The 15,912-nt window shown below is 65.9% G+C and carries 15 protein-coding genes; 8 read left to right on the top strand and 7 right to left on the bottom strand.

Features of this window, described 5'->3' with window-relative positions:
* On the bottom strand, positions 1-1,124 hold a 1,124-nt coding region (locus QOI01_RS23235; protein ID WP_526385129.1), incomplete at its 3' end, for an Ig-like domain-containing protein.
* Positions 1,125-1,538: 414 nt separating this feature from the next.
* Between QOI01_RS23235 and QOI01_RS23230 the strand changes: the two genes are divergently transcribed.
* The gene (locus tag QOI01_RS23230; protein ID WP_526385127.1) at positions 1,539-2,501 is read left to right on the top strand and encodes an alpha/beta hydrolase; all 963 of its coding nucleotides are present in this window, start codon (positions 1,539-1,541) and stop codon (positions 2,499-2,501) included.
* A 65-nt stretch (positions 2,502-2,566) separates the two neighbouring features.
* Here the strand turns inward: QOI01_RS23230 and QOI01_RS23225 are convergent, their stop codons facing one another.
* A complete protein-coding gene (locus QOI01_RS23225) occupies positions 2,567-3,472 on the bottom strand; it encodes an NYN domain-containing protein (protein WP_526385125.1) in 906 nt (301 codons plus the stop codon).
* A gap of 272 nt (positions 3,473-3,744) precedes the next feature.
* Here QOI01_RS23225 and QOI01_RS23220 point away from each other — a divergent pair, with 272 nt between their 5' ends.
* Both QOI01_RS23220 and QOI01_RS23215 read left to right on the top strand, forming a co-directional pair.
* Positions 3,745-4,677, top strand: coding sequence for a cyclopropane mycolic acid synthase family methyltransferase (locus QOI01_RS23220; RefSeq protein WP_526385123.1), 933 nt, complete (start codon positions 3,745-3,747; stop codon positions 4,675-4,677).
* 91 nt (positions 4,678-4,768) lie between these two features.
* Positions 4,769-5,653 (top strand): cyclopropane mycolic acid synthase family methyltransferase, encoded by an 885-nt coding sequence (locus tag QOI01_RS23215; protein ID WP_526385121.1) that lies wholly within the window; start codon positions 4,769-4,771, stop codon positions 5,651-5,653.
* 448 nt (positions 5,654-6,101) lie between these two features.
* On the opposite strand, the gene QOI01_RS23210 is transcribed toward QOI01_RS23215, so the two are convergent.
* From QOI01_RS23210 to QOI01_RS23195, 4 genes are all read right to left on the bottom strand, one after another.
* Positions 6,102-6,251 carry a hypothetical protein gene (locus QOI01_RS23210; RefSeq protein ID WP_526385119.1) on the bottom strand — a complete coding sequence of 50 codons (150 nt, stop codon included), beginning with the start codon at positions 6,249-6,251 and terminating at the stop codon, positions 6,102-6,104.
* Positions 6,252-6,442: 191 nt separating this feature from the next.
* Positions 6,443-7,873, bottom strand: coding sequence for an amidase (locus tag QOI01_RS23205; protein WP_526385117.1), 1,431 nt, complete (start codon positions 7,871-7,873; stop codon positions 6,443-6,445).
* A gap of 225 nt (positions 7,874-8,098) precedes the next feature.
* Complete coding sequence (locus QOI01_RS23200) at positions 8,099-9,349, bottom strand: KasA/KasB family beta-ketoacyl-ACP synthase (protein ID WP_526385115.1); 1,251 nt, start codon at positions 9,347-9,349, stop codon at positions 8,099-8,101.
* Positions 9,350-9,397: 48 nt separating this feature from the next.
* Positions 9,398-11,065, bottom strand: coding sequence for an NERD domain-containing protein (locus tag QOI01_RS23195; protein WP_526385113.1), 1,668 nt, complete (start codon positions 11,063-11,065; stop codon positions 9,398-9,400).
* Between the two features lie 197 nt (positions 11,066-11,262).
* On the opposite strand from QOI01_RS23195, the gene QOI01_RS23190 reads away from it, so the two are divergent.
* Genes QOI01_RS23190 through QOI01_RS23180 form a run of 3 tightly spaced genes read left to right on the top strand, consistent with a single transcriptional unit; the run spans position 11,263 to position 13,942 of the window.
* Positions 11,263-11,562 carry a type VII secretion target gene (locus QOI01_RS23190; RefSeq protein WP_526385112.1) on the top strand — a complete coding sequence of 100 codons (300 nt, stop codon included), beginning with the start codon at positions 11,263-11,265 and terminating at the stop codon, positions 11,560-11,562.
* 49 nt (positions 11,563-11,611) lie between these two features.
* Entirely contained in the window at positions 11,612-13,423 is a 1,812-nt protein-coding gene (locus QOI01_RS23185; protein ID WP_526385110.1) for an alpha/beta hydrolase, read from the top strand.
* Positions 13,424-13,456: 33 nt separating this feature from the next.
* Positions 13,457-13,942, top strand: a complete 486-nt coding sequence (locus QOI01_RS23180) for a lipoprotein LppJ family protein (protein ID WP_526385108.1) — start codon at positions 13,457-13,459, stop codon at positions 13,940-13,942.
* Here the strand turns inward: QOI01_RS23180 and QOI01_RS23175 are convergent.
* Complete coding sequence (locus QOI01_RS23175; protein ID WP_526385106.1) at positions 13,917-15,137, bottom strand: acyltransferase family protein; 1,221 nt, start codon at positions 15,135-15,137, stop codon at positions 13,917-13,919. The genes QOI01_RS23180 and QOI01_RS23175 overlap by 26 nt on opposite strands.
* Before the next feature lie 56 nt (positions 15,138-15,193).
* Here QOI01_RS23175 and QOI01_RS23170 point away from each other — a divergent pair, with 56 nt between their 5' ends.
* A complete protein-coding gene (locus tag QOI01_RS23170) occupies positions 15,194-15,553 on the top strand; it encodes an integrase core domain-containing protein (protein ID WP_526385131.1) in 360 nt (119 codons plus the stop codon).
* Between the two features lie 21 nt (positions 15,554-15,574).
* Positions 15,575-15,912 (top strand): ABC transporter permease subunit (locus QOI01_RS23165; RefSeq protein WP_526385104.1); only part of this gene is annotated, 338 nt, incomplete at its 3' end.

Here is a 15,912-nt window from a genome sequence, read left to right as displayed (position 1 = left end):
GAGGTGTCGGTGTTGCCCTGCGCCCACACCGTGGAGTTGAGCTGGTGGAGATAGATGCCGTCGGTGCTGATCTTCGTGGCGTAGGCGATCGACTCCTTGTAGCCCAGGCGCGAGTTGGTCGGCAGCCCGAACGTCGAGGAGTCCATGATCACCGGGTTGGCCTTGTCGAGCACCGTGTAGACGCCCGGCGGGGTGAAGAACGAGAAGGTGGTGCCGGCGATGGTCTGGATTCCGCCCATGCCCATGGACGTCGGCATGGTGCGGACCAGCTTGCCGTTGTCGTAGACGCTGACCTGATGGGTGTTGTCGTCGGCGATCGACACGTGCGCGTCGCCGATCTTGAACGACACGCGCTCGTCCTCGGCGCCGTAGAGACCGTCGCCGAGCGGCGTGCCGTACAGGTTGGCGGCGACGGTGACGGTGGTGCCCGGCGCGTAGTACTTCGCCGGGCGCCAATGCGCGGTCTGGTCGTCGACCCAGTACCAGGAGCCAGGAACCGGCGGGTTTGTCGTGACGGAGAGGTGGCGTTCGGCGTTGGCCTTGTTGTCGATCGATTCGTCGAAGTGTGCGACCACGACGGTGCCGACGCCGTAGGTCGCGCCGTCCTGGAGCATTACGCCGCTGGTCGTGTCCAGGTAAACCTGCGTCTGGTTGCTCGGCGAGACGGTGGTGAACGACGACGCCTCACGCGAGGGCATGCCGTTGGGCCCGCGCGCAAGGATCGTCATCTTGTAGGTGCGGTCATACCCCAGCTGAAGGGTCGGCTTCCACGCCGTGTGGTCCGGCGTGAGCACGCCGGAGATCACCTTCCCGCTGTCGTTGGTCATCGTGACGTCGGTGATGCTGCCGGTCGTCGCGGTCACCAGGACGGGGTCTGCGGGGTTGACCTTGTCGCTCGCAGGTGACGGCATGATCGCCAGAACCGCAGGCGTCGAGGTCGGCACGACGGGCTCGGAATCGGACAGGTCGCGAGGGGCGGCGCTCACCTGGCAGCCGTTCGGGCACCGTTCGGATCCGCTCACGACGACACCACCGAGCACTGTGAGCACGGCGAAGACAGAGGCCAACCAGGCCCCATGGACACGGCGAGAAGACGTCAACAAGGCTCCATTGATTTCCGGCATCGAAGAGATGTCGAGGCCCAATGGTAGGGGGTTGCGCGCAATCCCTCACACCGACCTGGGTCGGCGTAGTTCGTTCGTAATCAGCTCGTTTCAAGATGTTCGCTCTGCGAGCGCACAGCAGCGAAGCGGCGGCGCCCGCGGCAGACTCCTGATCGACCGCGCGGAACTGCTGATACCGATCCACACGCGCCGTACACCAGTAGAAAGTACGATCTGCAGGTGTCGTTTGGTAACGAATGGGTATCGCCCCGCGAGTAACCGATGACAGCAGGACTCCGTCGGGAGCGCTGAGGGGTGTTGGTTGCGCAGAAGTGGCAGCCGGGTCAGCGGTCCGCTGGCGGGCGCCTGGCTCTGCGGCAACCAAATCCGACGACCGTACACAGGTGGGTCGTCACACATGAGATTGGGCAGAAGATGACGCTGACTTCCACATTCCGAGGGGCCTGGCGCCGGATCGCGGTCGTCGCGGTCACCGCCGCCACGCTGCCCGGCCTGATCGGTGTCGCCGGTGGTTCGGCGACCGCTGGCGCGTACTCGCCGGCGGGGTTGCCGGTCGAGGACCTGCAGGTCCCGTCGGCCGCGATGGGGCGCAACGTGCTGGTGCGGTTCCTGCCGGGCGGCCACCACGCCGTCTACCTGCTCGACGGGCTGCGCGCCCGCGACGACAACAGCGGCTGGGACATCGAGACCAATGCGTTCGAGAAGTTCAACGGATCGGGCGTCTCGGTGGTCATGCCCGTCGGCGGCATGTCCAGCTTCTACACCAACTGGGAGCAGCCGGCCGTCGGCAATGGCCAGACCTGGACTTACAACTGGGAGACGTTCCTGACCTCGGAGCTGCCTGCCTACCTCGCGGCCAACAAGGGCATCTCAAGCTCCGGTAATGCGGTCGTCGGATTGTCCATGTCGGGCAGCGCCTCGCTGATTCTGGCCGCGTATCACCCCGGCAACTTCAAGTACGCGGGGTCGATGTCGGGATTCGAGCACCTCTCCGACGGCATCTGGCCCACCCTGGTCGGTTTCTCGATGCACGACGCAGGCGACTTCGACGCGAACGCCATGTGGGGCCCGGGCGGCGGGCCGGACTGGCAGCGCAACGACCCGACGCTGCAGGCCGGCACGATCGCCGCGAACGGCACCCGCATCTGGGTCTACACGGGCAACGGCACCCCCACCGACCTGGGCGGCGGCGATCTGCCCGCCACCTTCCTGGAGGGCCTGACCAAGGACAGCAACATCGCCTTCCAGAACGCGTACACGGACGCGGGCGGGAAGAACGCGACGTTCAACTTCCCGCCGAACGGCACCCACAGCTGGCCCTACTGGAGCGCGCAGTTGGATCAGATGAAGCCCGACATCGTCAGCACGATCGCCTGATTCAAGGGTCCGTCACGGCGGGCGCCGTCGTTGCTCCATGTCGCCGCCGGGGCGGCTCCGGCGGTTCAGCTGCCCTTCAGGCGGACCATGCGGGTCGTCGAACTCTCGTCGAGCTCCACGACGTCAGAGCGGGACCGCAGGAAGTCGCTGAAGGACCGAAAGCCCAGGGACTTCTCGCTGAACGACGGGTCCATCCGCTTCATCTGGGCCTTCACCGCGGAGTTGTGCAGCCACTCGACGTCGTCCTTCTCCAACCCGATCCGCAGCGCCCGCTCGAGCAGTCCGGTGGCGGCGGTCTGCGGGTCGGGCGCCTCGGGCTCCTCCTCCACGGCCTGCGGCCGGGTGGCGCGTCGGCGCGGGGCGCGCTTCTTCGGCTGGGGTTCGGGCTCGTCCTTGTCCGTTTCCGGCTCGGCGTTCGGTTCGAACACCGGCACCCCGGGCAGGGCGTCGTAGATGACGAAGTCGTCGCACGCCGCAGCCAGCGACCGGCTCGACGAGCCTGCCACCCCGATGCCGACGACGTAGCGGCCGAGCCTCTTGCAGCGCTGCGCGAGCGCGATGTAATCGGAGTCGCCGGCGACGATCACCACGTGCGTCAGGTCGGGCAACCGGAACATGTCCTCGACGGCGTCGACCGCGAGCCGGATGTCGGCGCCGTTCTTGCCGTACGCCGCGGCGGGGAACAGCTGCACCAGGTCAACGGCGCGTCCGACCAGCTGGCCGCGGTAGCCGGCGTTCACGTCGGCCGACCAGTCGGCGTAGGCGCGGGTGAGCACCAGGGTTCCGAAGGACGACGCGAAGTCGATGATCGCTCCGACGTCGACGGTGGCCCGTTGTAGGCGGTCGACCTCCAGGCCCTTGGTCTTGTCGCGCTGGAACGAGTTGCGACCGTTCACTTGGTCGTATCGCGAGATCACGATGTTGTCGAAGTCGAGATAGACCGCGACGCGGGTGTCCTCACGATCCGTCATGAACTCCAGTCTGTGCCGTCGCACGCGCCGACGTCACGCCGGGTCGAGATTCCGCCTGGCGGGATTTTCCCACCCTGCGCAAGCACAGCAATGCGCCGCTCGATCATCGGCAAACAATAGCGACATGGCACCCGAAGAAACTGGCGCGCGCAGAGTCGTATAAGCGTCGGCACGGCTGGGCGCCGGAGGTAAAGTCAACGTGCCGGCACGGTGAAGAAGGAGCTGGACGGCACGACCGCGACCGCGATTTTCGACAGCCGACAGGTTGGTTTATGAATTCTTCGAGTGAAACGCAAAGTCCGTCACCTGCGCAGTCGACGTGGCTGTCCAAGTCTGCGTCGCGAGCCCGCGGGTCGGACAAGAAGGAAGTTCAGTTCCACTACGACATCTCGAATGACTTCTTCAAGCTGTGGCAGGACCCCAACCAGGTCTACAGCTGCGCCTACTTCGAGAAGGACGACTACACCCTCGAGCAGGCGCAAATGGCGAAGATCGATCTGTCCCTCGGCAAGCTCGGCTTGAAGCCGGGGATGACGCTCCTCGACATCGGCTGCGGGTGGGGGGCCACGATCATGCGGGCGGTCGAGAAGTACGACGTCAACGTCATCGGCCTGACGCTGTCGGAGAACCAGAAGCGACACATCGAGGAGCACTGGTTCGCCAACTCGACGAGCGACCGCACGATGGAGGTCCGGCTCCAACCGTGGGAGGACTTCAGCGGCGAGGTGGACCGGATCGTCTCGATCGGCGCGTTCGAGCACTTCGGCTTCAACAAATACGACGACTACTTCAAGAAGACCTTCGACTGGTTGCCCGAGGATGGCGTGCAGATGCTGCACACCATCGTCATTCCGGAGGATGAGGAGATCAAGGCCAAGAAGCTGCCGCTGACCATGTCGCGGGTGCGCTTCATCAAGTTCATCATGGACGAGATCTACCCCGGCGGCCGCTTGCCGCTGGCCTCGATGGTCACCAATCACGCCGTCAAGGCGGGCTACAAGGTCACCCGCGAGCAGCATCTACAGCCGCACTACGTCAAGACGTTGGACTCGTGGGCGGCCAATCTCGAGGCCAAGAAGGACGAGGCCATCGAGATCACGTCCGAGCAGATCTACGAGCGGTTCCTCAAGTATCTGACCGGTTGCGCCGACCTGTTCCGCGCGGGTTACACCGACGTCGTCCAATTCACCTGCGAGAAGGCATGACTCGCGATGGTGTAATAATTTGCGTTCGCACGCTAACTAAATAGGACCGCAGCGCGAGTCGGGCGGTCCATCGGATGGAGGTCAGTCGGGGATGGCTGAGAGCACTGTAGGTACGCCGGCGATGGAGCCGCACTTCGAAGAGGTGCAGGCTCACTACGACCTGTCCGACGACTTCTTCGGCACGTTCCAGGATCCGACGCGAACGTACAGTTGTGCGTACTTCGACCGCGACGACATGACGCTCGAAGAAGCGCAGGTGGCCAAGATCGACCTCGCGCTCGGCAAACTGAACCTGCAGCCGGGCATGACGCTGCTCGACATCGGGTGCGGCTGGGGCTCGGTGATGAAGCGCGCGGTCGAGAACCACGACGTCAACGTCGTCGGCCTGACGCTGAGCAGGAACCAGGCCAAGTTCGGTCAGCAGCTGCTCGACGAGTTGGACACCTCGCGGACTCGGCGGGTGATGCTTCGTGGGTGGGAACAGTTCGACGAGCCCGTCGACCGCATCATCAGCCTCGAGGCCATCGAGGCGTTCCCGCCGGACCGCTACGCGCCGTTCTTCAAGACGTGCAGCAGCATCCTGCCCGGCGACGGCCGCATGGTGTTGCAGGCGATCCTCGGTCATCCGCTCAAGCAGTGGCCGGAGCTGGGCATCCCGGTGACGATGACCGACCTACGGTTCATGCGGTTCATCGCCAAGGAAATCTTCCCCGGTGGCTCGGTGCCCGGCGAAGAGCAGATCGTCACCCTCGCCACCGAGGCCGGGTTCACGGTCGAGGACAAGCAACTGCTCGACGAGCACTACGTGCGCACGCTCGACCTGTGGTCTACAGCGTTGGAGGCGCACCACGACGAGGCCGTGACCGCGACGTCGGAAGCGGTCTACGAGCGGTACATGAAGTACCTGACCGGCTGCAGCGACTTCTTCAAGCGTCGCGTCAGCGAGTTGGGGCAGTTCACGCTCGTCAAGGGGTGAGCCGGTACCGGTGTTCGAATTGCCCGCCTCAGAGCGACAACCTCAACCGCTGAGGAGCTTCTTCTGAGCCGGCAAGAGCACGCGCTGCGTCGTCGAGTTGCGCCCGCGACATGTTCTGCGTGCCGATCGTGATCGCCGCGGCTGAATCGACCGCGCCTGCATCAGCAGAATCCAGGGATGTCAGAAGCATTGGTGGAGAGACCCTTTCACTACGGAGCAGGTAATGGCCGGCCGAAATGGTCGGGGGGTTCGGTGACGACGCCGCCACGCTTGAATGTCTGCACCAGCAGGGTCGCGTGCACCGACTCGACGTGTGCTTCCCAGGGACGGTAACCCCCTGCGGGTCTGTTCCGGTGGGACATCGGACAATTCGAGCGCGGCAACCTCGTCGGGCGTCAGCACGCCGGCACGCCATTAGCGACAGTCCGGAAATACTGGAGCACTGGGGTCAGCCGTAGGTCAGTACACCGTCCAGCTCGGCACCGGGCAACGCGGGTAGCGCGTCGAAATCCGCTGTCAGCTCTGCAATTACCTCCGCGGACTCGGCGAGGGCGTAGACGAACACCGTCTGGGGCCAGGACGCGAGGGTGCGGGCCACCGACTGAACTTTGTCTGGGCGGCACTGCACCCGCAGCAGGTGCGTCGGGGCCAGCGCAGCACGACGAGGTTCGGGCCGAGTGCGATGAACCCGGAATCCCAGCTGCCGATCGGGATCTCGAAGAACGTTATCCACCTCACCACCAGCACACCGGCGATGCGACCCGCCGCGGTGTTCCAGGGCGGGCGGTGTCATGAGCGGTTCTCCAGCGTGAGGGCGGGACGCCGCCGACCGTGTTCGGTGGCGGCTTCAAACGCCGCGGCCACGGCGAGCAACGTCTGCTCGCTGCGGGCGCGGGTGATGATTTGCAGCCCGACGGGCAGTCCATCGGGGGTGAACCCGGCGGGCACCGAAATGGCCGGGACGCCGAGCGTGGTGAGCAGGTAGCAGGAGGCCATCCAGTCGAGGTAGTCGTGCTGACGTACACCCGCAATCTCGGTGGGCCAGAGAAGATCCGCGTCGAACGGGGCGACCTGACTGACGGGGGCGATCAGCACGTCGTAGGTGTCGAAGAATGAGTTCGCCGCCCGCTGCAGCCGGGTCAGCTCAGCGAGCGCCCGGCCCACATCGTGGGCGGTTCTGGCGCGGCCTTCGCGGATGTTCCACGCCAGGTCGGCCTTGAATGCCTCCGGCGTGGCGTCGAGTTCCTCACCCCAATTCGTGTCGAACTCCACGGCACGCAACGTGCGGAACACCGCGTCGGCGCCGTCGAGGTCGGGACATGCCGGTTCGACGTGCGCGCCCTCAGCCGCGAACACCCCGGCTGCGGTTTCCAACGGGGCCAGCACGTCGGCGGCGACCGGGACCCGATCGCCGAGGGTCGGTGCCCACGCCACCCGAAGCCCGCGCAGGTCGGCCGGATTCACGGCCGCCAGCGATGCCGGGTCATCGGACAGCGACATCGGGTCGTCGCGATGGGCACCGGCGATCACCGACAGAAGCAGTGCGACGTCGCCGACCGTGCGGGCCATCGGGCCACCGGTCGCCAGGTTGGGGTACGCCCACGCCGCCGCGGGATCGGGCACCCGGCCCGGTGTCGGGCGCAGCCCGACGACGTTGCAGAACGACGCGGGATTGCGCAACGACCCGCCCATGTCGCTGCCGTCGGCGATGGGCTGCAGGCCGGTGGCCAGGGCCGCGGCGGCACCTCCGCTGCTGCCGCCGGCCGACCGATCCAGGGCGTACGGGTTGCGGGTCGTGCCGAAGACCGTATTGAACGAGTGCGACCCGGCCGCGAACTCAGGCACGTTGGTCTTGCCCACACGAACGGCGCCGGAGGCTTGGATGCGTCGGACGATCTCCTCGTCATGCTGCGGAATCCAGTTGGCGTGCAATGGAGACCCGAACGTCGTCCGCAGTCCCGCGGTGGCGTGGGTGTCCTTGAAGGAGATCGGTAGCCCGTGCAGTGGGCCCAACGGCTCCCCCGCCGCGCATCGTCGGTCTGCCTCGGCGGCCGCCCGCTCGGCTCCCTCGATGTCCAGGCTCACGACCGCATTGATTGCCGGGTTGTAGCGGTCGATCTGTTCCACATGCGCAGCGAGCACCTCGCGGGCAGAGACGTCGCGGCGCCGCAGGGCCTCTGCCAGGTCGACGGCACTACGACAGATCAATGAGTCGTCCACGACATATTCCGGTTCTCTCTGCGACGCGCGGGGGGCGGTGCGGCCTTGGCAGGCGGGGCACTCAGTCTCTGAGATCCCATCACACTGGCGATATGAGCCATAAAAATATGAGACTCGACCTGATAGGACAATAGATCACCCGAAGCAGATCCAGATGAATTACGAATAGATGCAGGCCCTCGACGGGCACTACGTGCGCACGCTCGTCAAGGGGTGAGCCGGGGCTCACGGCGCGCCGAACACCAACGCGACGTTGTAGCCGCCGAACCCGAAGCAGTCGGCGAGCGCGTAGCGGTACTCGCCGCGGCGAGGCCGGTCGGTCACCACGTCGAGGTCGATGGCGGGGTCCAGCGTCTTGAGGTTCAGCGTGGGCGGTGCCACCCCGTCGCGCAGTGCCTGCACGGTCAGGACCGCGTCGATGGCTCCCGTTGCGCCCCAGGAGTGTCCGAGTGCCGCCGTGGGCGCGTACACCGCAGGCTTGTGACCATCGAGCACCTGGTGCAACGCCTTGGCCTCGGCCAGGTCGCCGGGTCCGGTTCCGGCGGCGTGCGCGCAGACGAGGTCGACGTCGTCGGGTGCGATGCCTGCGAGCTCGATCGCGCGGGCGATGGCGCGTGCCGCGGACTCGCCACTCGGGTCCGGTGCGACGTAGTCGTAGCCGTCCGAGGTGATGGCGGCGCCCATCAGCCGGCCAAGGATCGTGGCCCCGCGAGCTACGGCGTGCTCCTCGGTCTCGATGACCATCAGCGCGCCGCCCTCGCTGAACACCGTGCCGTCGCGATCGACGTCGAAGGGGCGGCAGGCCGCGGCGGGGTGGTCATTGTTCATCGAGAGCAGGCCGAGTTGGCTGAACGACGCGATGGGCACGGCGGCGATCCACGTGTCGATGCCGCCGCAGATGGCGAAGTCCGCGTCCCCGAAGATGATGCCGCGCCACGCCTCGGCGATGGCCGCGGCGCCCGAGGCGTCCGCCATGAGTGGGGTCACGATGCCCGCCTTCGCCTTGCGCTCCAGGCCGACGGCGGCGGCAGGCGAGTTGGGCATGTACATCTGTATCGCCAGCGGCGACACTGCGCGCATGCCCTTCTCCTTGAAGGCGTCGTACTGCACGACGGTCTCCTCGGAGGTGCCAAGAGCCAGCCCGATCGCGATCATCAGCCGGGCGGTGTCGACACCGTCGAGTCCGGCCTCGTCCCAGAGCCTGCGGCTCAGGATCGTCGACATCTTCTGCAGATACGACAGCCGCCGCAGTTCGACGCGGTTGAGGTGATGGTCGAAGTCCTCGCGCAGCTGCCCGCCGATGCGGACCGGCAGGTCGAACTCGGCGACGAACGGCTTGTCGAGCGGACGGATTCCGCTGTGGCCGTCCAGCAGTTGGCGCCAAGTCTCCTCGGCGTCGGTGGCGATCGACGTCGTGGACGTGACCGCGGTGACCACTACGTCGGGGAAGCCTGTTCCCGTCCTCAACGGTGCCATGTCGTCTCGATTCCCCAATCGGCCCTGCCCCAACCTGCTAGCCGGATTCTACGTCGGCGGCGCAGGGTCGACGTTGAGGCGCCGGGCCAGATCCTGGCCGCCGACGTCGCGGATGAAGTCGGGGTCACCGCAGACGACGAGTTGATCACGTGCCCTGGACAATCCGACGTAGAGCCGTTCGCGGGAGCGTTCAAACTTCGCCTCCTCGTTGATGACGAGGACCACTGCACGCCGCTCGAGTCCCTTGAAGCCCAGGACGTGCCCGTAGAACACCTGATCCGTGTCCCAGAAGGTGTCCCAGTAGGCCTTGTGGCCATCACGCTGGCGTTCGGTCTGCTCGGGATGACGGCTGCCGGTGGTCAGCAGCGCGAGATCCTGCTGGCGCCAGCCCTCTTCGATCAGGAGGTCGATCTGATCATCCCCAACACCCAGCGCCTTGTCGCGGTCGCACGGCACGAAGGTGACGGCCGGGCCCTCACCGCCGAGGAACCGCATCGGGTGATCAACCAGCGGCTGGAACCCATTGGCGATCTGGCGGGTGTTGCGCAGGTTGTGATCGAGGATCAACGGGACCAGCGGCACCGGCGGGGCGCCGTGGCGGTCGAAGACGCGTTGCCCCTCGTCGCTGAACACGTAGATGCCACCCTCGACGGGATCCTTCAGTGCCGCGAGCAGCGGGTCCCACCAGGCGTCGGCGAAGTCCTGGGCCTCGTCGACGACGATGGAGTCGAATCGGTGACCGGGCTCGAGTTCGGCTGCGAGATCGGCCATTTGCAGCGGCAGGTCGTGTTCCCAGAATCTGACGGTCTCGTCGTTGCGCAGCGCCTCGTCGGGTGCGGCGGGCGCACCCCACTGCTTGCCTAGGTCGTGGAACTCGCCGACGTAGGCGGGCTGCTGGCGCCGCGGCCACGTGGCAGCGATGCGTTCGAGGTAGGAGGCCAGACCGTGCGAGTAGCAGACCAGCGCGACGCGCTGGCCCTTCAGTGCCAGGCGACGGGCCTGCTCCATCGCCAGGAACGTCTTGCCGCTGCCCGCGCCGCCGCGGACCTCGACACGGGTGAGCAGCCGGGTGGCGTCGAGGATGACGGCCTGATGCTCGGTGAGCGCGTCGGCGGCGTCCTCGTTGGCCACCGCGCGGGCCACGACGTCGCGTTGCGGTAATCCCCTGCCGCTCAACGCCGTTGCGAGCTGCTCGACGCCACCACGGGTCAGCAGCGGACGGTCGAGCTCTTGGCGGATCAACACTTCCCGGAGCTTGTCGACCAGGTGCGGCAGGTCGTTGCGGTCGATGACCTTCCACCGCGGGCACTCGGGGAGATCGAAGTCGGCGGGCAGTTCGGTATTGGGCAGCACGACCACGTGGTCCCAGCGCAGCCGGCGCTGCGTCCACCGCGGATCCTTCTCGATGAAGTCCCGCAGCGCGTAGCACGCCTCGCGGGCCTGGCGGACCGGCTCGATGGGCTTCTCCCGGCCGCCACGGATCTGCCACCAGCCACCGCCGTCGTGCCACACCACTCCGCCCTTGACCTCCAGACAGACGATGCCCGCACCCTCGATGGCCACCACGAAGTCGACCTCGTGATCCTTGAGATGATCGGTGACGCGCTGGCCCGACACCAGCAGATCATTCGGCTCGAGTTGCTCGACGAGGATCTGCCACACCTTGCGCTCGGCGGCGTTGGCGAGGCGGGGTGTCTCGGTGACGGTGATGGTCACGGGCGAGTAACCATCATCAGCGTCGCTACTCCCCCGGCAATTTGCATGGGAAAGGATATCCCCGGCACCGACGAGGCCGTGGAGGTTCGCGTGTCCCCGTGCGCCTCGGCGCCATCGTCGCAATGGCCGCACAGCCAATGCCGGGGCGACCCAAGAAGTGCCCCTTCGCCGTTGCTGGTGGACTTAGGATCATGGTCATGGGAGCGACGTTGCGGGTAGACCCAGCGCACTTGCGCACCGCGGCGACGGCGCAGGCAGACGTGGGCACCTTCGTTGCCGGTATGGGTACCGGCCAGTCGATGGCGAGCGCCAGCACCGGCGTGTCGGGTCTGCTCAGTGAAGTGGCGTGTCAGTTCGCCGGCACGACGTTCGACACCGCAGCGGACACGGTGAACGACGAGTTGACGGCCCACTCCACCAATCTCTCAGCGGCTGCCGATCAGTACCACCGGACCGACGAGGAATTCGCCCGCCGACTGCGCAAGCTCGCGCAGTGACCACCACCTCCGTGCCGGGATCGCCTGAACCCGACGGAGGGCCGCCGCCATGGCGGTGACGATTCCGCAGGTGCAGGCGTCGCGACCCGAAGGACTGACCCAGTCGGCCACCGAACTCGGTCAGAAGGCATCCGGTCTGGCCTCGCAGATCCAGACGCAGCGCGCCACGCTGGATGGATTGCGCAGCGGGTGGCAGGGCACTGCGTCGGATGCGGCGATCGCGAAGGCGCAACCCACCCTGCAACGGATGCAACAGATCCACGACGCCTTGAATCGGGCACAGACCGTCCTGCAACAAGGCGGCGGCCAACTCACCCGGACGCGGACAAACCTGCTGCAAACGGTCGGCCAGTTGTCCGGCCAGGGATGGCAGGTCGCGCCGGACGGGACGGTGTCGGTACGGCCCGGAAGTCCACTGGATCAGTACGGCAAGGTCAGTCCGGTCAACGCCATGAAGCTCCGGCAGTTGGCGGCGGCGAACTCGACGAACGTCAAGACGCTGTTGGCGGGTTTCGACACCACCGACCGGCAGCTCAGCCAGGGCCTGCGCGCCGCCGTCGGGGGCCTCGACGGTGCGCCGTTGAAGCTGGGGCCGGGCGGAATCCCGTTACCGGAGGCACCGCCGTACGACACCGGTTCGGAGATCCCGGTCGGCAAGGATCCCAAGGACGTCAACAAGTGGTGGAATTCGCTCCCGAAAGACAAACAAGCCCAACTGCTGCAGGCGTGGCCCGAGAAGTTGGGAAACCTCGACGGCATCCCCGTCCGTGACCGCAGTACGGCCAATAAGACTGTGATGCACCAGGACATCAACCGCCTCGCCGAGGTGGCCGCGGCCCGCGGCGTGACCGTCGACGAGGTGAAAGCCCACCCCGAACGCTACGGAATGGCCTCGGGGATGATGGACCGCTACAACAACGCGGTGCAGGTCGAGGCGGGGCTCGAGCACGACGCCGAAATGACGGGTGCTGAGACGTTTCTTCAGGTTTACGAACCGGACGAGTTCGGCGGGGCGGGCCGAGCTGCGATCGCCATCGGTGACCCGGACGAGGCGGCCAACACCGCCGTGGTGGTCCCAGGAACCAGCCACAGCGTCACCGAGGGATGGTTGAAATCCGATGATGCGGCCAACGTCTTCAACGAGACCCGGGCGGCAGACCACGGCAAGTCGACGTCGGTGATTGCGTGGATGGGTTACGACGCGCCGGACAGTCTCTTCGACCCGCAGGTCGGTCAAACCGGACTGGCACACCAGGGCGGCCAGCAGCTCGCCTCCGACGTCAATGCACTCGCATCCACCCACAGAGACGGTGTGCCATCCCACATCACCGCCATCGGCCACTCCTACGGATCGACCACGGTTGCCGACGCGGTCGCTGGGTACGGCATGCACGTCAACGACGTCGTGCTGGTCGGATGCCCAGGAACCGACATGGCCCAGAACGCGTCGGACTTCCACCTTCCCGACGGCGGCCACGTCTACGTCGGCTCGGCGTCGACCGATCCGATCACCTTCCTCGGCGGCATCGGCCAATCCCACATCCCTGGCACCGACATCACCGTCGCGCTCGGCGCCGACCCCTCCGTCGACGGATTCGGGTCGACGAGATTCAAGGCCGAGGTCCCCGGAATCACGTTCAACGACCACAGCCACTACTACGAACCTGGAACCGAATCACTGTTCAGCATTGGGGACATCGCATCTGGGCACGGCGATGCCCTCGAACACGACGGCATGACCGCGTCCCACCGCGACTCGGTACTCCCAGACATAGCGAAGGACATGTTTCCATCCTTGCCGTCGACCGACTACGACCCGGAGCTCTATCGGCTGCCCACCAGCGGACATCACCACACCTAAGGAGCTTTCGGCTTGAACGGCACACGGCACGCATTGACCATCGTCGCGGCGGCGACCCTACTTGCAGGATGTGGAGCAGTGAGTTCAGTGGCTAATGGCGTGTCGAATCCGATGACTCCCGAAGAATCCAAGGCCCAGGTCGTCGACGCCGCAACCGATGTCAGCCACATCGTGGCGCAACCCGTTGCCTCTGCCCACTTCTCGCGATCCTCGTGCAACGACCAGGGCGAGGCCCCGTTCCGCGGAGTCGTCAACATCTTCTATGCCTCACCCACCGATCCCACTGCGGCATCCGCCGCGTTCGACCAAATGACGCAACGTCTTCAAAGCGCCGGGTGGGCCACAGACGGTGGCTTTCAAAGCCACGGCACGGCACTGAAGAAGAACGACGTGGATGCGGTCCTCTACCCGGCCGACGCCAGCGTCGCAAAAGTCCACATCATCCTCTACGGCGAATGCCGCGACGTGACCACCACCAAGGCGCAGGCCGGGATCAGCGAAGACATCGCCCTCGATTGAGTCGCGATGCGACAGCCGCGTCTCGCCACGCAGCTGCATGATCCCTGTGCCAGTTGATATTTCGCCTCGGCTCCGTGAGCCGACGCAGCGCATACGCCAGCGGCATCGTGATGACCAGTGTCAACCCAAACAGCCCAGGCAGTGAGCCGGTGAAAAGCGGCCAGCGCAGTACCACCCCGAACACCAATGCCATGACCGCCACGTGCAGCAAGAAGATTTCGTAGGAGATCTCACCGAGCCAGACCATCGGTCGACTGCCCAGCACACGCTCGAACCACCCGCCGCCACCGAGCACCAGCGGCGCCACCACCAACGTCGCGATACCCGCGTAGAGAAGATTCTTCGTGATCGGCTCCCACAGCCGAACTGGTCCCATCGTGATGGCTCCCGCGATGGGCGTGCAGACCACCAAATACAGAACCATTGCCAGCGGAATCGCCAGTCCGGCAGGGCAACGCGCCGCCATCGACTGCAGTGTCGCCAACATCATCCCACCGGCGAACCACACGAGATGGGCAGGCAACCACATTCCTGCTGAGTTCGGCAGCCAGTCGGTGGTGTTCACGATGATCAACCACAGAGGACTTGCGGCGGCGATCACGGCCAGGCCGGCGAGCAGTCGCCTGGGTTGCCACCGGCCGCCGCCGTGCACCGTCAGCAACAGAAACGCCAGCGCTGGCAGTACCGCGTAGAACGACACCTCCACCGCCAAACTCCACGTCTGCGAAAGACCCTGGTGCAGGTACGTGATCAAGAAGTTGTCGGTGTAGATCTGCGTGAGCGTGACGTACCGAAGCAGACCTGCCCAACTCTGGCCGGGATTCGGGCCCGCCGAGTAGAACGAGAACACGACGAAGACCGCCACCACGGTGACGAGATAGGCGGGCATGACGCGGCGCATCCGGCGCCGCGCGTAGTGCCCGACGGACGGCAGCGACTCGCCTGCGGCCGCAGCACGCACCCACGGCCTGAACAACAGGAAGCCCGACAACACGAAGAAGATCGCCACGCCGATCTCCAGGCGTGCGTACATCACGCCGACATAGCCGTGCGACAGCTTGCCGGTCGCGAAGGCCGCATGGGTGCCCAGCACCAGCAGGGCCGCTAGGCCCCGCATCCCCGTGAGAGCTGCGACTCGAACCGGTCCCCGCTCGGCCGTGCCACCACTGATCGCGGCGGCTGAGCTGGCTAACACCCGGCGAGTGTAGAGACCGAGCCCATTACCTTTGCTAAGCAACTGCTGAGCGTGGGCTGAGGATCGGTCAGCGTTGGCACCGAACCGTCAAGGACGTCTACGCCGACCACGGGCCTGCCGGAACGATCGAGGAAATGCAGGCGCTGTGCGACCAATTCCGTTGGCATTACAACCATCAACGGCCCCACCAGGGCATCGGTCAGCACTGGAAGGGTCAGCGGGTCGCCGTCATCGAGACCAAACCTGACTACGTCGTGGTCCACGACCGCACCACCGGCGCCGTCATCCGTGAACTGATCCTCGGGTCCGCAGGCGCCTACCCCGGTCACTACAGCTGGGTCGAGAGGCGCCGGGACCAAAACGATCGATCTATTGTTAACAAACCTACGGCCCGGATACGCTCCCAGCAGCCCTGACCGCTCTGCTGAGAGGACGCCGTGACCCAACTGGCGCAAGCGCTCGTCGGGGGCATCCTCATCGGTGGTCTGTATGTCGCCATCAGCATCGGCTTCTCGTTGTCGTTCGGCGTTCTTGACGTCGTCGACCTCGCGGTCGGGATGTGGGTGGTACTCGGCGCGTTCGCGGCGATCGTGGCCAGCGACAAGCTGGGGGTAGACGCATTCGTACTGCTCCCGGTCGTGTTCGTCATCTTCGGGGTCGTCGGCTGGCTCATCGCGCCGCTGATCTATCGGGTCCGGACGAGCAAGTACGCACTGCCGGCGCTGATGGGGCTGGCGTTCACCTTCGGGCTCGCCACGCTGATCCGCGGCGGCCT

This window comes from Mycobacterium sp. (assembly GCF_032162605.1).
Taxonomy (GTDB): domain Bacteria; phylum Actinomycetota; class Actinomycetes; order Mycobacteriales; family Mycobacteriaceae; genus Mycobacterium.
The sequence above is the reverse complement of the archived record's forward strand: the minus strand, read 5'-3'. Positions and strand labels throughout refer to the sequence as shown.

Excerpts from the sequence above, each read along its gene's own strand:
- QOI01_RS23230 (WP_526385127.1), top strand. The coding sequence starts at position 1,539 with ATGACGCTGACTTCCACATTCCGAGGGGCCTGGCGCCGGATCGCGGTC.
- QOI01_RS23225 (WP_526385125.1), bottom strand. The coding sequence starts at position 3,472 with ATGACGGATCGTGAGGACACCCGCGTCGCGGTCTATCTCGACTTCGAC.
- QOI01_RS23220 (WP_526385123.1), top strand. The coding sequence starts at position 3,745 with ATGAATTCTTCGAGTGAAACGCAAAGTCCGTCACCTGCGCAGTCGACG.
- QOI01_RS23215 (WP_526385121.1), top strand. The coding sequence starts at position 4,769 with ATGGCTGAGAGCACTGTAGGTACGCCGGCGATGGAGCCGCACTTCGAA.
- QOI01_RS23200 (WP_526385115.1), bottom strand. The coding sequence starts at position 9,349 with ATGGCACCGTTGAGGACGGGAACAGGCTTCCCCGACGTAGTGGTCACC.
- QOI01_RS23190 (WP_526385112.1), top strand. The coding sequence starts at position 11,263 with ATGGGAGCGACGTTGCGGGTAGACCCAGCGCACTTGCGCACCGCGGCG.
- QOI01_RS23185 (WP_526385110.1), top strand. The coding sequence starts at position 11,612 with ATGGCGGTGACGATTCCGCAGGTGCAGGCGTCGCGACCCGAAGGACTG.